This window comes from Pseudothioclava arenosa, assembly GCF_002358085.1.
GTDB classification, from domain to species: domain Bacteria; phylum Pseudomonadota; class Alphaproteobacteria; order Rhodobacterales; family Rhodobacteraceae; genus Pseudothioclava; species Pseudothioclava arenosa.
Genome location: NZ_NTJD01000002.1, coordinates 368,587 through 385,737 on the forward strand (window position 1 = coordinate 368,587; position 17,151 = coordinate 385,737).

Annotated in this window: 16 protein-coding genes; 5 read left to right on the forward strand and 11 right to left on the reverse strand. The window is 65.9% G+C overall.

What is annotated here, in order from left to right:
• Positions 1-96: 96 nt before the first annotated feature.
• The 3 genes from CLN94_RS04055 to purB form a co-directional block, all read right to left on the reverse strand.
• Positions 97-1,200 (reverse strand): flagellar motor switch protein FliG, encoded by a 1,104-nt coding sequence (locus tag CLN94_RS04055; protein WP_245845073.1) that lies wholly within the window; start codon positions 1,198-1,200, stop codon positions 97-99.
• 83 nt (positions 1,201-1,283) lie between these two features.
• Complete coding sequence (locus tag CLN94_RS13915; RefSeq protein ID WP_179300221.1) at positions 1,284-1,436, reverse strand: chitin-binding domain-containing protein; 153 nt, start codon at positions 1,434-1,436, stop codon at positions 1,284-1,286.
• Between the two features lie 106 nt (positions 1,437-1,542).
• Complete coding sequence (gene purB, locus CLN94_RS04060) at positions 1,543-2,847, reverse strand: adenylosuccinate lyase (RefSeq protein ID WP_096431371.1); 1,305 nt, start codon at positions 2,845-2,847, stop codon at positions 1,543-1,545.
• 81 nt (positions 2,848-2,928) lie between these two features.
• Here purB and CLN94_RS04065 point away from each other — a divergent pair, with 81 nt between their 5' ends.
• Positions 2,929-3,345, forward strand: a complete 417-nt coding sequence (locus CLN94_RS04065; protein WP_096431373.1) for a DUF6314 family protein — start codon at positions 2,929-2,931, stop codon at positions 3,343-3,345.
• Positions 3,346-3,428: 83 nt separating this feature from the next.
• Complete coding sequence (locus tag CLN94_RS04070) at positions 3,429-3,860, forward strand: PaaI family thioesterase (protein WP_096431375.1); 432 nt, start codon at positions 3,429-3,431, stop codon at positions 3,858-3,860.
• Here the strand turns inward: CLN94_RS04070 and CLN94_RS04075 are convergent.
• The 3 genes from CLN94_RS04075 to acnA all read right to left on the reverse strand — a co-directional run bounded on the left by CLN94_RS04075 (position 3,857) and on the right by acnA (position 8,039).
• Positions 3,857-4,168: a TM2 domain-containing protein gene (locus CLN94_RS04075; protein WP_096431377.1), complete on the reverse strand. Its 312-nt coding sequence runs from the start codon at positions 4,166-4,168 to the stop codon at positions 3,857-3,859. The two genes, CLN94_RS04070 and CLN94_RS04075, sit on opposite strands and share 4 nt — an antisense overlap.
• 61 nt (positions 4,169-4,229) lie before the next feature.
• Positions 4,230-5,195 carry an acyltransferase family protein gene (locus CLN94_RS04080; protein WP_096431379.1) on the reverse strand — a complete coding sequence of 322 codons (966 nt, stop codon included), beginning with the start codon at positions 5,193-5,195 and terminating at the stop codon, positions 4,230-4,232.
• Between the two features lie 90 nt (positions 5,196-5,285).
• The gene (gene acnA / locus CLN94_RS04085; protein ID WP_096431381.1) at positions 5,286-8,039 is read right to left on the reverse strand and encodes an aconitate hydratase AcnA; all 2,754 of its coding nucleotides are present in this window, start codon (positions 8,037-8,039) and stop codon (positions 5,286-5,288) included.
• 276 nt (positions 8,040-8,315) lie between these two features.
• On the opposite strand from acnA, the gene CLN94_RS04090 reads away from it, so the two are divergent.
• The gene (locus CLN94_RS04090; protein ID WP_179300222.1) at positions 8,316-9,224 is read left to right on the forward strand and encodes a DUF1223 domain-containing protein; all 909 of its coding nucleotides are present in this window, start codon (positions 8,316-8,318) and stop codon (positions 9,222-9,224) included.
• Here CLN94_RS04090 and CLN94_RS04095 read toward each other — a convergent pair whose 3' ends face one another.
• Both CLN94_RS04095 and tkt read right to left on the reverse strand, forming a co-directional pair.
• Complete coding sequence (locus CLN94_RS04095) at positions 9,225-10,115, reverse strand: DMT family transporter (protein ID WP_143598875.1); 891 nt, start codon at positions 10,113-10,115, stop codon at positions 9,225-9,227.
• 38 nt (positions 10,116-10,153) lie between these two features.
• Positions 10,154-12,172: a transketolase gene (gene tkt, locus CLN94_RS04100; RefSeq protein ID WP_096431385.1), complete on the reverse strand. Its 2,019-nt coding sequence runs from the start codon at positions 12,170-12,172 to the stop codon at positions 10,154-10,156.
• Positions 12,173-12,409: 237 nt separating this feature from the next.
• Here tkt and CLN94_RS04105 point away from each other — a divergent pair, with 237 nt between their 5' ends.
• A complete protein-coding gene (locus CLN94_RS04105; protein ID WP_096431387.1) occupies positions 12,410-13,048 on the forward strand; it encodes a hypothetical protein in 639 nt (212 codons plus the stop codon).
• On the forward strand, positions 13,041-13,418 hold the full coding sequence (locus CLN94_RS04110) for a cell division protein ZapA (protein ID WP_096431389.1): 378 nt from the start codon (positions 13,041-13,043) through the stop codon (positions 13,416-13,418). Before CLN94_RS04105 ends, CLN94_RS04110 begins: the two co-directional genes overlap by 8 nt.
• A 67-nt stretch (positions 13,419-13,485) precedes the next feature.
• On the opposite strand, the gene purF is transcribed toward CLN94_RS04110, so the two are convergent.
• The 3 genes from purF to radA all read right to left on the reverse strand — a co-directional run bounded on the left by purF (position 13,486) and on the right by radA (position 17,051).
• Positions 13,486-14,964 (reverse strand): amidophosphoribosyltransferase, encoded by a 1,479-nt coding sequence (purF, locus tag CLN94_RS04115; protein WP_096431391.1) that lies wholly within the window; start codon positions 14,962-14,964, stop codon positions 13,486-13,488.
• A 122-nt stretch (positions 14,965-15,086) separates the two neighbouring features.
• Positions 15,087-15,650, reverse strand: a complete 564-nt coding sequence (locus tag CLN94_RS04120; RefSeq protein WP_096431393.1) for a CvpA family protein — start codon at positions 15,648-15,650, stop codon at positions 15,087-15,089.
• A 33-nt stretch (positions 15,651-15,683) separates the two neighbouring features.
• Complete coding sequence (radA, locus tag CLN94_RS04125) at positions 15,684-17,051, reverse strand: DNA repair protein RadA (RefSeq protein ID WP_096431395.1); 1,368 nt, start codon at positions 17,049-17,051, stop codon at positions 15,684-15,686.
• Positions 17,052-17,151: the final 100 nt, after the last annotated feature.

Sequence of the window (17,151 nt, forward strand, 5' to 3'; positions counted from 1 at the left end):
AGCCGCGGCGGGGTGGCCGCCGGGGTCACGCCGCACCCGCGATGCTGCGGGCGGGAACGAATCCGCTGCGCGCGCAGCAAATTCGGACCTGTGTGCCTAGTCCTCGTCTTCTGCGAGCAGGTAGATCTCGCCCTCGGCCTCCATTTCGCGGATCGCCGCGACCAGCTCGCCCGCCGCCTCTTCGGCATCCTTGTCCTTGACCTTGCCGAGCGCCTCGATCTCGTCGCGCAGGCTTGCGGCCATGCGCTGCGAAATATTGTCGAGGATGAAGGCCACGGTTTTTTCGTCGGCGCCGCGCGCGCCCGCCAGTGCCACGACCACGCGCGCCTGATCGAGTTTGCGCAGGATTTTGGGGATGTCGCGCGGGTCGATGCGGGCGGGAATGTTGGTAAAGGTAAAGATCGCGCGCCGGACCTGTTCGGCAAAAGCCTCGTCTTCTTCCTCTAGGCCCTGCAACACCGAGTCACGCGTGGCGGCGGCCGAATAGTTGAGGATCGCGCCGACGCGCTCGACCGGGCCGGTGTCGAACGCCTTGACCGGTTGCGCCTCGAGTTGCTGCGACAGCGCCATGCCGATCCGGTGCACCGTATCGGGCGAGACATTCCCGGTGAGCGACACCGCATAAGCCACGCGGCGGGCCTTGTCGCCGGGCAGGCGCCCGAGCAGATCGGCGGCCTTGGCGACCGAGAGTTTCGACAGGACGACGGCGCCCACCTCGGTGCTTTCCAGCTCCAGAACCGGGGCCAGAACCTCGGGCGCGAGGCCCGCGATCCGCTCCCACGGGTCGGCGCGCGAACTGCCCGAGGCGAGCCTGCGCAGCCGCGTTGTGGCGCCGGGGCTCAGTTGCCCGTCCAAGAGGCTCAGCGCTCGGTCGATGCCGCCCGGAAAGGCGATGCCGGCGGCTTCGAGCGTGGTCAGGAATTCGCGCAGCACTTCGTCGAGCGTGTCGCGATCGACCAGCCGCAGGTTCGCGATGGCCTGCGTGAGGTCGGCTTGCTGATCGTCGCTGAGTTCTGCCAGCGGCAGTTTCACTCCCTCCGCCGCGAGCATCCGCACCACGATCGCGGCCTTTTGCTTGCGGGTCAGGCCGGGGCGGGGCGCGCCCGGCGCAAGGGGTGGCAGGGCGGACCCCACCGGATCGGCGCCGCCAAAGGGGCCGAGCGGTTTGTCGAGTTTCGCCAGCGGCGTGAGCGCGTTCACCTGTCATCCTCCGAGTCCGAGGCGTCACAGGCGACCTTGCCACAGGGGCGGTTAAGGCGAGCTTACCGACGGCGAGGAATGCCTCAGCTGCTCATCGGCTCGCAGGTCTTGGTCTGCGTGTTCCAGCTGTGCCCCTCGGGGCAGGACATCGAGGCGGCATGCTCGCGGCCACATTCCGCAAAGGCGGCGAGAGGCGAAAGGCCGAGTACGAGCGCTACAATCAAACTGCGTGTCATCGTCGTTCTCCCTGATGATCCGATCAGGAAACCACGAATCAGTGGCCCTCTCCTAAGAAAAACGCCCGGGACGAGGCCCGGGCGCTGTCGTATTCGCGTGATCCGCTTATTCGCCGAACACCCGGCGGAAGATCGTGTCGACATGTTTGGTGTGGTAATCCATGTCGAATTTCGCGTTGATCGCATCGACGCCAAGCGCCGCGACCACGTCCTTGTCGGCCAGCAGTTGCTCGCGGAAATCGACGCGCTCTTCCCAGACCTTCAGGGCGTTGCGCTGCACCATCGCATAGGCATCCTCGCGCGACACGCCCGCCTGGGTCAGCGCCAGCAGCACGCGCTGGCTCATCACGAGGCCGGGGAACTTGTTCATATTGTCGAGCATGTTCTGCGGGAAGATCAGCATCTTCTCGACGACGCCGGCCAGCCGGTTCAGCGCGAAATCGAGGGTGATCGTCGCGTCCGGGCCGATGCCGCGCTCGACCGAGCTGTGCGAGATGTCACGCTCGTGCCAGAGCGCCACGTTCTCCATCGCCGGGATCACCGTCATCCGCACCAGGCGGGCCAGACCGGTGAGGTTCTCGGTCAGCACCGGGTTCTTCTTGTGCGGCATCGCCGACGAGCCTTTCTGGCCCATCGAGAAGAATTCCGCGCCTTCCAGAACTTCGGTACGCTGCATGTGGCGGATCTCGATCGCGACGTTCTCGATCGAGGAGGCGATGACGCCGAGAGTGGCAAAGAACATCGCGTGGCGGTCGCGCGGGATCACCTGCGTCGAGATCGGCTCGGGGCGCAGGCCCAGCTTCTCGCAGACATGCTCCTCGACCGCCGGGTCGATATTGGCAAAGGTGCCGACCGCGCCCGAGATCGCGCCGGTGGCAACTTCCCAGCGGGCTTTTTCGAGGCGGTTCTTGTTACGGTCCATCTCGGCGTAGAAGCGCGCGAAGGTCAGGCCCATGGTGGTGGGCTCGGCGTGGATGCCGTGCGAGCGGCCGACGCGGACGGTGTTTTTATGCTCGTAGGCGCGTTTCTTCAGCGCGGCCAGGACCTTGTCCATATCGGCCAGGAGGATGTCGGCGGCGCGCACCAGCTGCACGTTCAGGCAGGTATCAAGCACATCCGACGAGGTCATGCCCTGATGCACGAAGCGCGCCTCTTCCGAGCCGACATGCTCGGCCAGATGGGTCAGGAAGGCGATCACGTCATGCTTGGTCACCGCTTCGATCTCGTCGATGCGATCGACGTCGAATTCCACGTCCTTGGCCTTCCAGACGGCCTCGGCGTTTTCCTTCGGGATCACCCCCAGCGCCGCCTGCGCGTCGCAGGCATGGGCTTCGATCTCATACCAGATCTTGAACTTGGTCGCGGGTTCCCAGATATCGACCATCTCTTTGCGGGCATAACGCGGGATCATCGGCAGCGGCCTTTCGATTGTATGGGTTTTGCCGGGCTTCTAGACTGCGTAGGGCGGCGGGGCAAGGCAAAGGCAGGGGCAATGGTTCCGGGATTGGCGGATTTTAAGGGCGATTGGCGGATTTCGCGGGTGATCGTGCCACGCGGTGCGCCCGAGGCGCGGCTCGAAGGGCGGGCGCGGTTCCGCCCCGAGGGTGCGGGGCTGCTTTACCACGAGGAGGGCGAGTTGATCCTGCCCGGCCAGCCGCCGATCCGGGCCGAGCGCAGCTATCTGTGGCGCGAAGGCGGGGCGGGGATCGTGGTCGATTACGCCGATGGCCGCCCGTTTCACGAGTTTGACCCGGCCCGGCCAAGGGCCGCGCATTGGTGCGACCCCGATGATTACCGCGTGCGCTATGATTTCACGCGCTGGCCGCTCTGGCGCGCCGAGTGGGAGGTGAGCGGGCCACGCAAGGATTACGTCATGATTACCGACTATCGCCGGGATGACGCAGCGTAACTATGCGTTGCGGGCCGCCCGGCCATGGCTGCAGTTGACCGCGCCTGCCGCAGCGCAGAACATCGGCGCAAAGGGAGACACGCATGACCGACCAACTCGCCCCCGAGATCGAGGCCCGCATCCGCGAAAGCTTTGCGAAACAGCCGATGATGGAAACTGTCGGCGGTGAGATCGTCGAGATCGCGCCCGGTCGCATCGTGATCGAGGCCCCGATCCGCGAAGGGTTGCGTCAGCAACAGGGCTTTGCCCATGCCGGTCTGATCTTCACGCTGGGCGACAATGCGGCGGGCTATGCGGCGCTGAGCGTGATGCCGCCGGGCTCCGAGGTGCTTTCGGTCGAGCTCAAGATCAACCTGCTTTCGCCGGGGCTCGGCCGGCTGGTGGCCGAGGGCCGGGTGCTCAAGCCCGGCCGTCGTCTGGTCGTGGTCGCCGCCGATGTCTGGGGCGTCGATGAGAGCGGCGCGCGCAAGCTGGTCGCCGCCCTGCAGGGTACGATGATCCCGGTGACGGTTTAAGCCGTCTGCCGCGAGAACTGCCAGCGCAGGATCGCGCGGTCCTCGGCGATCATGCCGGGGATCAGCAGCGCATCAATCAGCCACCACAGCCCCACCACCGCCAGCGGCAGGTAGCCGATCAGGATGATCGACAGCGCCGAGCCGATGCCGAAGAGCATCAGCATCAAAAGCCCCGAGCCCCAGCGCCCGAGGTAGAAGCGATGCGCACCGAGCATGCCGAGGAAGAACCACAGCAGATAGGCGGCAAGCGGCGAGGGCGCCTCGTTGGCGACCCGCTGTTCGATATAAAGGGCACGAGCGTCGGTCATGTGAGCCTCCTTAACATGCGCTTGATATGGGGAGGATCGGCCCGCGTTCAAGGGCGGGCCCTCAGAACAGGCGCTTGTCGAGCCGGGTGCGGATCAGCAGGGCAGTGACCGCCAGTGCGCCCAGAACCGAGATCAGGTAGACCTCGGCGCGGGGCAGGGTGAAGGTGCGGCTCAGCACGATGACAAAGGCGACATGGAGGAAATAGATCCCCGTCGCCGCCGTCCCCAGCGGCAGGCGCGCAAGCCAGCCGGGCAGGGCGGGTGCGGAGGCCGCAGCCGCGACCAGCGCGGGGCAGGCGAGCACGGCGGCGATCAGAGTCTCGGGGGCGAGCGGGTGATCGGGATGGGCCAGCAGTCGCAGCCCCCAGCTTTCGCCGACCGCCAGCACCAGCCCGGCCAGCCCCAGCCCCAGCGCCGGGCCAAAGCCCATCCGTGCGGACAGCCCGCTGCGCCGCAACAGATGCCCGAACAGGAAGAACGGCAGCCCCACCAGCAGCCCGTTGCGCACTTCGGCCGGCCAGATCCCCTTCGGGATCAGTTGCAACAGATGCCCCGATTGCAGCCCGTAGCCCAAGGCAAACAACGCCAGCGCCAACGCCAGCAAAGGCCCGTTGCGCCAGCGCCAGACCAGGCTCGCCGCCGCGATCGCCATCGCCAGCCCGGTCAGGAACCACAGATGCCACCAGCCATAGATCCAGAGCTTGGCATAGGCCCAGAGCGGGTTGTCGACCAGCAAGAGCTTCCACCACAGCGGCGTGTAAAGCGTCAGCCAGATCAGATGCAGCTTGAGATAGCGCCAGACCATCCGCCCGCTGCGCCCGGGCAGTTCGGGGCGAAACAGGAACCCCGCCACCACGAAGAACCCCGGCACCGCCACCCGCGCAAGCCCGTTGCCCAAGAGCCAGGTCGCCTCGACCGAGACCCCCTTGAACGGGTTGGCGTGGATCGTCACCACCAGCAGCGCCAGGCAGAGCTTCAGCAGATCAAGCCCGGCAAGGCGAGATGAGGGGGCAGGGGGCGCAGACATCGGGTCACCGCACTTGAAACAGCCGGATCGGCCCGGCCCGCCACGAAAAAGGCCCCGCCGAAGCAGGGCCCTTTCCGGTATCAGAAGGCTTTACGACTTCGACAGGTTGCGCAGCACGTAATGCAGCACGCCGCCGTTCTTGAGGTACTCGATCTCCACCTCGGTATCGATGCGCGATTTGAGCTGGATCGTCTTCGTCGAGCCGTCCTTGTACGCGATGGTGCAGGGCACGAGGCTGAGCGGCTTGATGTCGCCCTCAAGCCCTTCGATCGTCACCACCTCGTCGCCAGTCAGCCCCAGCGTCTTGCGGGTGTCGCCGCCGGTGAACTCGAACGGGATCACGCCCATGCCGATCAGGTTCGAGCGGTGGATCCGCTCGAAGCTCTCGGCGATCACGCCCTTGACGCCTAGCAGGTTGGTGCCCTTGGCCGCCCAGTCGCGCGACGAGCCCGCGCCGTATTCGATGCCGCCGAAGATCACCAGCGGGGTGCCGGCGTCCTGATATTCCATGGAGGCGTCGAAGATCGTCGTCTGCTCGCCGTTCGGGCCCTTGGTATAGCCGCCCTCGACGCCGTCCAGCATCTCGTTTTTGATGCGGATATTGGCGAAGGTGCCGCGCATCATGACTTCGTGGTTGCCGCGGCGCGAGCCGTAGCTGTTGAAGTCCTTCGGCTGAACCTGGCGCTCGGTCAGGTATTTGCCCGCCGGAGTGGTCGGCTTGAACGAACCCGCGGGTGAGATGTGGTCGGTGGTGATCATGTCGCCCAGCACGGCCAGCACGCGGGCCGAGCGGATGTTCGAGATGACCCCCGGCTCCGGCGACATGTCGCGGAAATAGGGCGGGTTCTGGATGTAGGTCGACGAGGCCGGCCAGTCATAGGTTTCGCCCTCGGTGGTCTCGACCGCCTGCCATTTCGCATCGCCTTTGAACACGTCGGCATATTTGCGAATGAAGGCCTCGCGGGTCACGGTCTTTTCGACCAGTTCCGCGATTTCGGCATCCGACGGCCAGATGTCCTTGAGGTAGACCGGCTGGCCGTCTTTCGAGGTGCCGATCGGCTCCGACGACAGGTCGATGTTCATGTCGCCCGCGATCGCATAGGCCACGACGAGCGGCGGCGAGGCGAGGAAGTTCGCGCGGACATCCGGCGAGATCCGGCCTTCGAAGTTGCGGTTGCCCGAGAGCACGGCCGCGGCCACGAGGTCATTGTCGTTGATCGCCTTCGAGATCGCCGGATCGCCCAGCGGCCCCGAGTTGCCGATGCAGGTGGTGCAGCCGAAGCCGACGATGTTGAAGCCGAGCGCATCAAGATCGTCCTGCAGGCCAGCCGCCTCAAGGTATTCCTGCACGACCTGCGAGCCGGGCGCGAGCGAGGTTTTCACCCAGGGCTTCGCGCTCAGGCCCAGCTCACGTGCCTTGCGGGCGACGAGACCGGCGCCGATCAGCACGTAGGGGTTCGAGGTGTTGGTGCACGACGTGATCGAGGCGATCACCACCGAGCCGTCGCCGATGGTGTAGTCCTTGCCGTCGACCGGGACAGTCTTGCAGGTTTCGACCGACTTCGTGGTGAGGTTCCCTTCCTCGGCCATGTCCGAGGCCGCGGCCGAGATGTCGATGCCGCGGTAGTCGGCGACGACCTTCTGGAAGCTGCGCTTGGAGTCGGTCAGCGGCAGGTAGTCCTGCGGGCGTTTCGGGCCCGAGATCGCCGGCACGATGGTGCCCATGTCGAGTTCCAGCGTCGAGGAGTAGATCGGGGCGTAATCGTCGCCGCGCCAGAAACCGTTTTCCTTGGCATAGGCTTCGACCAGCGCGATGCGGTCCTCGTCGCGGCCGGTCTGCGCGAGGTAGCGCAGGGTTTCCGCGTCGATCGGGAAGAAGCCACAGGTCGCGCCGTATTCGGGGGCCATGTTGGCGATGGTGGCGCGTTGCGCCAGCGGCAGGTTGTCGAGGCCGGGGCCGTAGAATTCGACGAATTTGCCGACCACGCCGTGTTTGCGCAGCATCTGGACGACCTTGAGCACGAGGTCGGTGCCGGTGGTGCCTTCGACCATCTCGCCGGTCAGCTTGAAGCCGACCACTTCCGGGATCAGCATCGAGACCGGCTGGCCGAGCATCGCGGCCTCGGCCTCGATCCCGCCAACGCCCCAGCCCAGAACCGCCGCGCCGTTCACCATGGTGGTGTGGCTGTCGGTGCCGACCAGCGTGTCGGGGTAGGCGAGCAGATCGCCGTTCTGGTCGGTGTCGGTCCAGACGGTCTGCGCGAGGTATTCCAGGTTCACCTGGTGGCAGATGCCGGTGCCGGGCGGCACCACGCGGAAATTCTCAAATGCGCTCTGGCCCCATTTCAGGAACTGGTAGCGCTCCATGTTGCGCTCGTATTCCAGGTCGACGTTGCGCTGGAAAGCGCGCGGGTTGCCGAATTCGTCGATCATCACCGAGTGGTCGATCACGAGGTCGACGGGCACCAGCGGGTTAATCTTTTTCGCGTCGCCGCCGAGTGCCTTGATGCCGTCGCGCATCGCCGCAAGGTCGACAACGGCCGGGACGCCGGTGAAGTCCTGCATCAGCACGCGGGCCGGACGATAGGCGATTTCACGCGGGTTCTTGCCGCCTTTTTCGGCCCATTCGCCGAAGGCCTTGATGTCGTCAACCGACACCGAGAAGCCGCCGTCCTCAAACCGCAGCAGGTTTTCGAGAACGACTTTCAGCGAAGCGGGCAGCTTCGAGAAATCGCCGAGCCCCGCGGCTTGCGCGGCCGGGATCGAGTAATAGGCATAGGTCTTGTCGCCGACGCTGAGTTGGCGGCGGGTCTTGGCGGTATCCTTGCCGGTGACGACGGTCATGAGAAGGCCTCCCGTTGAATATATGGCTATTGCTAGCGTGTGTTTGCCCCATCGCATAGAGTCGTTCAAGAGGGCATGGATAAAATGTATACCATTGCATACAGAATTTCCACCCAATTCACCCCGGCGGCCGAAGGATGCGGCGGTGCGGCGCTGGATTGCTGCGCGGCAGCGGCCCGAAATGGGCGTTTTTCGGGGCTGTGATCGCTCACGACTCGCGGGAAATCGCAAAACCTTGATTGGCAAAGCCCCCCCCCTCGGCTTAGGAGTGAAGCCATGACAGGACTGGCTTTCATAACACGTGCGACTTTCGGAATGGCCGCGGGACTCGGATTTGCGGTTCTGGCCTCGCTGGGGCCGGCGCGGGCCGATGACCTGCCTGCGGCGGTCGGCGCGGCCCCGGGGGCTGCCGCCGCGATGCAATCTGCGCCGTCGCCTGCCGCCTCCGACGAGGCGCAGACGCGTGGCCTGGTCGAAGACGTGGCCGCCGCGCTTGGCAAAAGCGCGCTCTCGCTGCGCCCGATCACGCAAAGCCCTGTCGTCATCGAACTTTTTACCTCGCAGGGTTGCTCGTCCTGCCCGCCCGCCGATGCGCTGCTGGCCGAGCTCGCGCAACGTGACGACGTGATCCCGCTGGCGCTGCATGTCGACTATTGGGATTACCTCGGCTGGGAGGACCCCTTTGCCCAGCCGTCCTTCACCGCGCGCCAGAAGGCCTATGCCTATGCCGCCGGAGAGCGCACGATCTACACGCCGCAGATGATCGTCGAGGGTGGCGAGGCGCTGGTCGGTCCGCAGGCCGACACGCTGGAGGCCTTGATTCGCAAGGGCAAGGACGCGGCCGACCCGGTCGGCATCGCGGTTTCGGGCGCGGCGGGGAAGTACGAGATCGAGATCTGGTCGGATAACCCGCTCGACCAGCCCACCGTCGTGCAGATCGTCCGCTATGCCCCCGAGGCGCGGGTCAAGATCCTGCGTGGAGAGAATGCCGGGATCGAGATGGATTATGCCAATGTCGTCACCAGCTGGCATGCGGTGGCGCAATGGGATGGCAAGGCGCCGACGCGGCTGACCGCGACGCTCGAAGGCGAGGAGCCTGCCGTGGTGATCGTGCAAAGCGCGCTGCCCGGGCGCAAGGCGCCGCTGCCGGGCCCGATCCTTGCGGCGGCCCGGCTGGATCGCTGATCAGGCCGCGCGTCGCGTCGCCTGCCGTTCGCGCCACCAGACATAGACGCCCGCCGCTGTGATGATCGCCGCGCCAAGGATGGTGTAGCCATCCGGCCATTGTCCGAAGAACAGCGCCCCCCAGAAGGCCGAGAACACCAGCCCGAGATAGCCGAAGGGCGCGAGCAGCCCGGCTTCGGTCTCGGCGAAGGCCATGATCAGGAACGCCTGACCAGCCGCCCCCAGCACGCCCACCAGCGCGAAAAGCCACAGATCGCCTGTCGCGACCGGCGCCCAGAACAGCGGCACGGCGAGCGAGGTGATCGTCAGCCCCACCACCGCCGACCAGAGCATCGAGGTGCCCGTCGACTCGGTGCGCACGGCCCGCGTCAGCAGCGCCCCAGCCGCATAGACAAAAGCCCCGCAGATCGCGTAAAGCCCCGCCGGTTCGAAGGCGCCCATCCCGGGGCGCAGGATGATCAGCGCGCCGACAAAGGCGATGGCGATCCCGACCAGACGCCGTGGCCCGAGGCTCTCGCCCAGGAACAGCGCCGCGCCGAGCGTGATCAGCATCGGGTTGATGTCGAAGAGCGCCGCCGCCTCGGCCAGCCCGATCTGCTGGATCGCGAGGAAATAAAGGGTCACCGTGGCGATCTGCGTCAGCGCGCGCAGGAATTGCAGCCCCGGTCGGCGCGAGCGGAACACGCGCGGCGCACGCGCGCGAAAAATCGCGACGATCACCACGAAATTCACGGCAAACCGCGCCCAGACGATCTGGCCGGGGTGATAGCGCTGGGTCAACTCCTTGGCGAAAGCGTCCATCAGCGTGAAGATCAAAAGCGCCGCTGCCAGAAGCGCAATGCCCCGGCCGAACCCGGACCCCGGAAGGAACCGAGTAAAAAGTGGGGGCACGATGGCCCCCCCTTCCGGTTTCAGATCGTCCGCCTTGCTCACAGCAGCGACTTGACGGTTTCGGCCACGTTCTCGGGGGTGATGCCGAATTTCGCGTAAAGCTCGTCGGCGGGGGCCGAGGCGCCGAAGCGGTCCATGCCGACAAAGCCCGCCTTGCCGTCACGCCCACGCTCGCCCAGGAGCCAGCGGTCCCAGGGCTGGCGCACGGCGGCCTCGACGGCCACGCGCACCGCGCCCGCGGGCAGGATCTTGCGGCGATAGTTTTCGTCCTGCTGGGCGAAAAGCTCCATGCAGGGGACGGAGACCACGCGCGTACCGATCGCCTGCGCCTGCAGGATGTCGCGCGCCTTCAGCGCGATTTCCACTTCGGAGCCGGTCGCCATGAGGATCGCCTGACGCTTGCCCTCGGCCTCGCGGATCACATAGGCGCCGCGCTGGGTGAGGTTCTGCGTCTTGTGCTCGGTGCGCAGCGTCGGCAGGTTCTGACGCGAGAGCGCGAGCACCGAAGGGGTGCCGGTCTGGCTCATCGCGATTTCCCAAGCCTCGGCGGTCTCGATCACATCCGCCGGGCGGAAGGTCAGCGTGTTGGGCGTGGCGCGGCAGATCGCCAGATGCTCGACCGGCTGGTGGGTCGGGCCGTCTTCGCCAAGGCCGATCGAGTCATGGGTCATGACATAGACCACCGGCTGGCGCATCAGCGCCGAGAGCCGCATCGCGCCGCGCGCGTAATCGGTGAAGCAGAAGAACGTGCCGCCATAGGGGCGCACGCCGCCATGCAGCGCCATGCCGTTCATCGCCGCCGCCATCGCGTGCTCACGGATGCCGTAATGCACGTAGCGGCCCGCGCGGTTCTGCGCGTTGAAGACGGTCATTTCCTTGGATTTGGTGAGGTTCGAGCCGGTCAGGTCGGCCGAGCCGCCGATGGTTTCGGCCACGGCCGGGTTGATCGCGCCCAGCACCATTTCCGACGCCTTCCGGGTTGCGACCTTGGGTGCGGCCTCGGATTGCTCTTTCTTGAACTTGCGGATCGCGCCAGCGAGCTTCGGCGAGACGCCCATGTCCATGATCCGGGCGAACTCGGCCTGCTTGCCCGCCGAAAGCTTGGCGAAACGCTCTTCCCAGGCGGCGCGCTCGGTCGCGCCACGCGCGCCGATCGCCTCCCATTGCGCCTTGATCTCGGCCGGGATTTCGAACGGGCCATAGGGCCAGCCGTAGATTTCCTTGGTCGCGGCGATCTCGGCATCGCCCAAGGGCGCGCCATGGGCCGAGTAGCTGTCGGCCTTGTTCGGCGAGCCAAACCCGATGATCGTCTTGCAATCGACCAGCACCGGGCCCTTGGCTTTCTTGGCCGCGGTCAGCGCACGGTCGATATCGACCGGATCGTGCCCGTCGCAGGCCAGAACCGTCCAGCCCGAGGCCTCGAAACGCGCGCGCTGGTCGGTCTTGTCCGAGATCGAGACGCGCCCGTCGATGGTGATGTCATTGTTGTCCCACAGCACGATCAGGTTCGACAGTTCCTGCATGCCGGCCAGGCCGATCGCCTCTTGCGAGATGCCTTCCATCAGGCAGCCATCGCCCGCGATCACCCAGGTGCGGTGGTTCTGGATCTTCTGGCCATAGCGCGCCTGCAGCGACTGCTCGGCCATCGCCATGCCGACCGCAGTCGAGATGCCCTGACCCAGCGGGCCGGTGGTGGTTTCTACCGCGTCGAGCAGGAAGTTTTCCGGGTGACCGGCGGTCTTCGCGCCCATCTGGCGGAAGTTCTTGATCTCTTCGAGCGTGACCTGCTTGTCGCCGCAGAGGTACAGCAGCGCGTAGATCAGCATCGAGCCATGGCCCGCCGACAGCACGAAACGGTCACGGTCGGCCCATTTCGGCGCCGAGGCGTCGAATTTCAGGTGGTTTTGGAACAGCACGGTCGCCACGTCGGCCATGCCCATCGGCATGCCGGGATGCCCCGAATTGGCGGCCTGAACCGCATCCATCGCGAGCGCGCGAATGGCGGTGGCGAGCTTCCAGTGCTCGGGGTTCTTCTCACGCAGCGCGGCGATATCCATGGCAATCCTCTCGAACTCGGGGCTGTTGGCGATAACTTGGTCCTGATAGCAGGCTGATACGTAAGATCAAGCGCGACGCCCAAGTGCTTGATGCAAAAGGGTGGGATCGGCAGGGGGCATTCGCTAAGATCGAGCCATCCTTTGGCGCGCGATTCGCTGCGCCGCATGAATTATTTGCTTCCCGTGCCGCGCTCTTGCAGCATTGGAAGACCAACGGATCTGGGACCGGAGCGGGGCATGAGTGAAATAGCCGAATTCGAACGCCGGATCAGCTTTGCGCTGGAGCGGGTCGAGCGCGGGTTCGAGGCGGCGATGGCGCGTGCCGAGGCGATCCGCGCGGCCGAAGCCGCTGATTTTGCTGCGGCTGCAGCGCAGGTCGAGGCTGCCTTGGCGGAAACCCAAGAGATGGGGCAATCTGCCGCGCCGGTAGTGGCGCCTGCGGAGGCTCCCGTGACCACGCCCGATCCCGCGCAAGAGGCTGAACTGGCGCAGTTGCGCGAGGCTCTCGATGCCGAACGCATGGCCAATGCGCAGCTTTCCGAGCGCGTCCGTGCGATCCGCGAAAAGCAGGAAAACACGCTGTCGGCGCTGGAAAAGCGGCTTGCGGCGACGACCCGCGCGCTCGAAGCGCTGAAGGCCGAGGCCAGCCGCCTCAAACGTGCGAATGCCGATCTTGCGGCGGCTAATCAGTCGCTGGTCGCGGCTGGTCCCGAAGGGGCAGGGGCGCTGGTCAATCGCGCGATGCAGGCCGAGCTGGAATCCCTGCGCGCAGCGCGTGGCGCCGAGGCCGCCGAACTCGCCGACCTGATCTCGGCGCTTGAGCCGGTGCTCGACGAGGCCGAGGCCCGCAGCAAGACGGAGACGAAGGATGCCTGAGATCACGATCAGCATTGGCGGGCGCAATTTCTCGGTGGCCTGTCAGGCCGGAGAGGAACATTTCCTGCATGCCGCCGCCGGTATGCTCGACACTGAGGCGCAGACGCTCCTGTCGCAGATCGGGCGGATCCCGGAGAGCCGGATGCTCCTGATGGCGGGGCTGATGCTGGCCGACAAGACGGCGGGCGTCGAGGATCAGATCCGGGCCGCCGAGGCGCGGATCCTGGAGCTGGAGGCGCAGCTGCGCGATGCGCGCGAAAACCGCCCCCACCTTGAGGTGCCGGTGGTGCCGCAAGAGGTGACCGACACGCTGGCCGAACTCGCCGCGCGTGCCGAAAGCCTGGCCGACAAGATCGAAGAGCGCGGCTGATCGCTGCCACAGCCTGAAACGCAAAACGGGCCCCGCGGGGCCCGTTCTGTTGTGTCTGATGCCGGCCTCAGCCCGCGCAGGGCGCCTTGACCTTGAAGCCTTTTTCCAGCTGGTCGGCGGGCGCGATCGGGTATTCGCCCGAGAAACAGGCGTCGCAATATTGCGGGCAGGCGGCGTTGCGCCCGTCCTGCGCGCCGGTCGCGCGGTAAAGCCCGTCGAGCGAGATGAATTTCAGGCTGTCGACGCCGATCCAGTCGCGCATCTCGTCCTCGCTCATCCGCGCGGCCAAGAGCTTTTCGCGATCGGGCGTATCGACGCCGTAGAAGCAGGGCCAGGCGGTCGGCGGGGAGGCGATGCGGAAATGCACCTCGGCGGCGCCCGCATCAAGGATCATCTCCTTGATCTTGCGCGAGGTGGTGCCGCGCACGACCGAGTCGTCAACGAGGATCACCCGCTTGCCCTTGATCAGCGTCTTGTTGACGTTGAGCTTGAGGCGCACGCCCATGTTGCGGATGTGCTCGGTCGGCTCGATGAAGGTGCGGCCCATGTACTGGTTGCGCACGATGCCGAGCGCGAAGGGAATGCCCGAGGCCTGCGAGAAGCCGATCGCGGCGGGCGTGCCCGAATCCGGCACCGGGCAGACGAGGTCGGCATCGACCGGCGCTTCGCGTGCCAGTTCGACACCGATCTGCAGCCGGGTTTCATAGACCGAACGCCCGTCGATGAAGCTGTCGGGGCGCGAGAAATAGACATGCTCGAAGATGCAGAACCGCGAGGGCGCGGGCTGGAAGGGCCGGGTGCTCTCGATCTTGCCGTCCTGGATCACGACCATCTCGCCGGGCGCGATTTCACGCACGAATTCGGCGCCGATGATGTCGAGCGCGCAGGTTTCGGAGCTGAGCACGAAACCGTTGTCGCCGATCCGGCCCAGCACCAGCGGGCGCACGCCCAGTGGATCGCGCACGCCGATCAGCTTGGTGCGCGTCATCGCGACGACCGAGAACGCGCCCTCGACGCGGCGCAGCGCATCGGCGATGCGGTCGGCATGGGTCTTCTGGATCGAGCGCGCCATCAGGTGGATGATGCATTCCGAATCCGAGCTGGACTGGAAGATCGCGCCATGGTCGATCAGCTCGCGGCGCAGAGCCTCGGCATTGGTCAGGTTGCCGTTGTGGGCAATCGCGGCGCCGCCCATCGAGAACTCGCCGAAGAAGGGCTGCACGTCGCGGATCGCGGCGGCCTTCGAGCCGGCGGTCGAGTAGCGCACATGGCCGATGCCAAGCGCGCCGGGAAGGGTTTCCATCACCGAGGCCTTGGTGAAGTTGTCGCGCACATAGCCGAAGCGATGGGCCGAATTGAACCCTTTCTCGCCGTCATGGGTGATGATGCCGCCCGCTTCCTGACCGCGGTGCTGCAGCGCATGCAGGCCGAGCGCCACGAAATTCGCGGCATCCGCCACGCCGATTACGCCGAAGACCCCGCATTCTTCCTTGAGCTTGTCGTCATCGAACGGATGCGAAAGGAACGGCTTGCACGGCTGGGTCATGGCGTGGGGCTCCGTTGGGGGATTTGGCGCCCGTTTATAGCGAAACGCGAGGGGTGTTAAGCCCTCGCGCGACCAAATCTGTCATTCCGGCGTCACGAAAGCGCATCTGCGCCCCGTCTCGCTTAATTGCTGGGCTTCGGGCAGGCCGCCACGAGGTCGTTATAGCGCGCCACGATCCATGCGGGCGCATCGTCGGGGATGGTGTCGTTCATCTGGCCGCTCATCTGGCCGAAGACCTTGAGCGAGCGCGACTCATCGACCATGGGCACGGTGCCGGCCACGCCGATCTCCTGATAGATCAGCAGCGCGACCGCGACGAGGATCGCACCGCGTGCCACGCCGAAGAGGAACCCAAGCCCCTGATCCAGCCCGCCAAGCGCCGAATGCTGCACCATCGAGGCAAACAGCGGCGTGAGCAGCGAAAACACCACCAGCGCCAGCGCGAACACCCCGGCAAAGCCAGCGATCGTCGCCAGCTCGCAGCTGTCGCCGATGAACTTGTCGAGCACCGGGATCTGCGCCACCAGCGGGCGGGCAGGCTCGGCGAACATATAGGCCACGACAGCCGCCGCGCCCCAGCCGATGATCGCCAGCCCCTCGCGCACGAAACCGCGCGAATAGGCCAGAATCGCCGAGAGCACGATCACCCCCGCCACGACGCCGTCGATGATGGTGAAGCCTTCCATGGACGGTCGCGCCCCCTGTTTTCCGTGGGCGCGTCAACCTGCGCCAAACATTTCTCCGACAAAGGTGACGAGATCGGGCAGTTTGCGCATCCGGAAATCGCCACTCACCCCGGCCTTGGTATGCTCCGGGGCGATGGCCGTTGTGAAACCAAGTTTTTGCGCCTCTTTCAACCTGTTTTCGGCCTGACCCACCGGGCGCAGCGCCCCGGACAGGCTGATCTCGCCGAAAATCACCTGATCGGCGGGCAGGGCGACATCTTCACGCGCGGACAAAAGCGCGGCCGCTACCGCCAGATCGGCGGCCGGTTCGGTCACTTTCATCCCGCCCGCGACATTCAGGAACACATCAAGCCCGGCGAAAGGGATGCCGCAGCGGCTTTCGAGCACCGCGAGAATCGTCGAGACCCGCCCCGCATCGAGCCCCACCACCGTGCGCCGCGGGCTGGCCAGCGACGAGGGCGCGACCAGCGCCTGCACCTCGGTCAGCACGGGGCGCGTGCCCTCGATCCCCGCGAACACCGCCGAGCCCGGTGCGGATTGCCCGCGTTCCGACAGAAACAGCGCCGAGGGGTTCGCGACCTGGCTCAGCCCCGCGCCGGTCATCTCGAAAACGCCGATCTCGCCCGCCGGGCCAAAGCGGTTTTTCACCGCGCGCAGGATGCGGAACTGATGGCCGCGTTCGCCCTCGAAATAGAGCACCGTATCGACCATATGCTCGACCACGCGGGGGCCCGCGATCTGGCCCTCTTTCGTGACGTGGCCCACGATCACCACCGCCGTGCCGCGCCGCTTGGCAAAGGTGACCAGCTCATGGGCGGCTGCACGCACCTGCGCCACCGATCCCGGCGCGCTCTCGACCATGTCGGCCCACATCGTCTGGATCGAATCGATCACCACCAGGTCGGGGCGCTCGGACTCCATCGTGGTCAGGATGTCGCGCAGGTTGGTTTCCGTCGCCAATTGCACCGGCGCCTTTTCCAGCCCCAGCCGCTCGGCCCGCATGCGCACCTGTGCCGAAGCCTCTTCGCCGGAAATATAGATGCATTTCAGACCGTTGCGGGCGAAACTTGCGATGGCTTGCAGAAGCAGCGTGGATTTGCCGATACCCGGATCGCCCCCCACCAGGATCGCCGAAGCCGGCACCAGCCCGCCGCCCAGAACCCGGTCGAATTCCTCGAGCCCCGAAGCCGTGCGTGCGGGCGGCGCCTCATGCGCGGCCAGTGTCGAGAGCGGAATGACCCGCCCCTTCGCGGCGCCAAGGCTCTTGCCGGCAGGCCCTGCCGACAAGGGCGCCTCCTCGACGATCGTGTTCCATTCGCCGCACGCCTCGCATTTGCCGTTCCACTTCTTGTGGACGGCGCCGCAGGCGGAACAGGTAAAGGCAGTCTGTGCTTTGGCCATGGATCACAGAAAGCAGAACTTTAGGTGAACATCAAGAAAAAAGGGGCGCTGCCCCTCTGGCCCGTTCCGGGCCATTCACCCCGGGATATTTCCGGCAAAA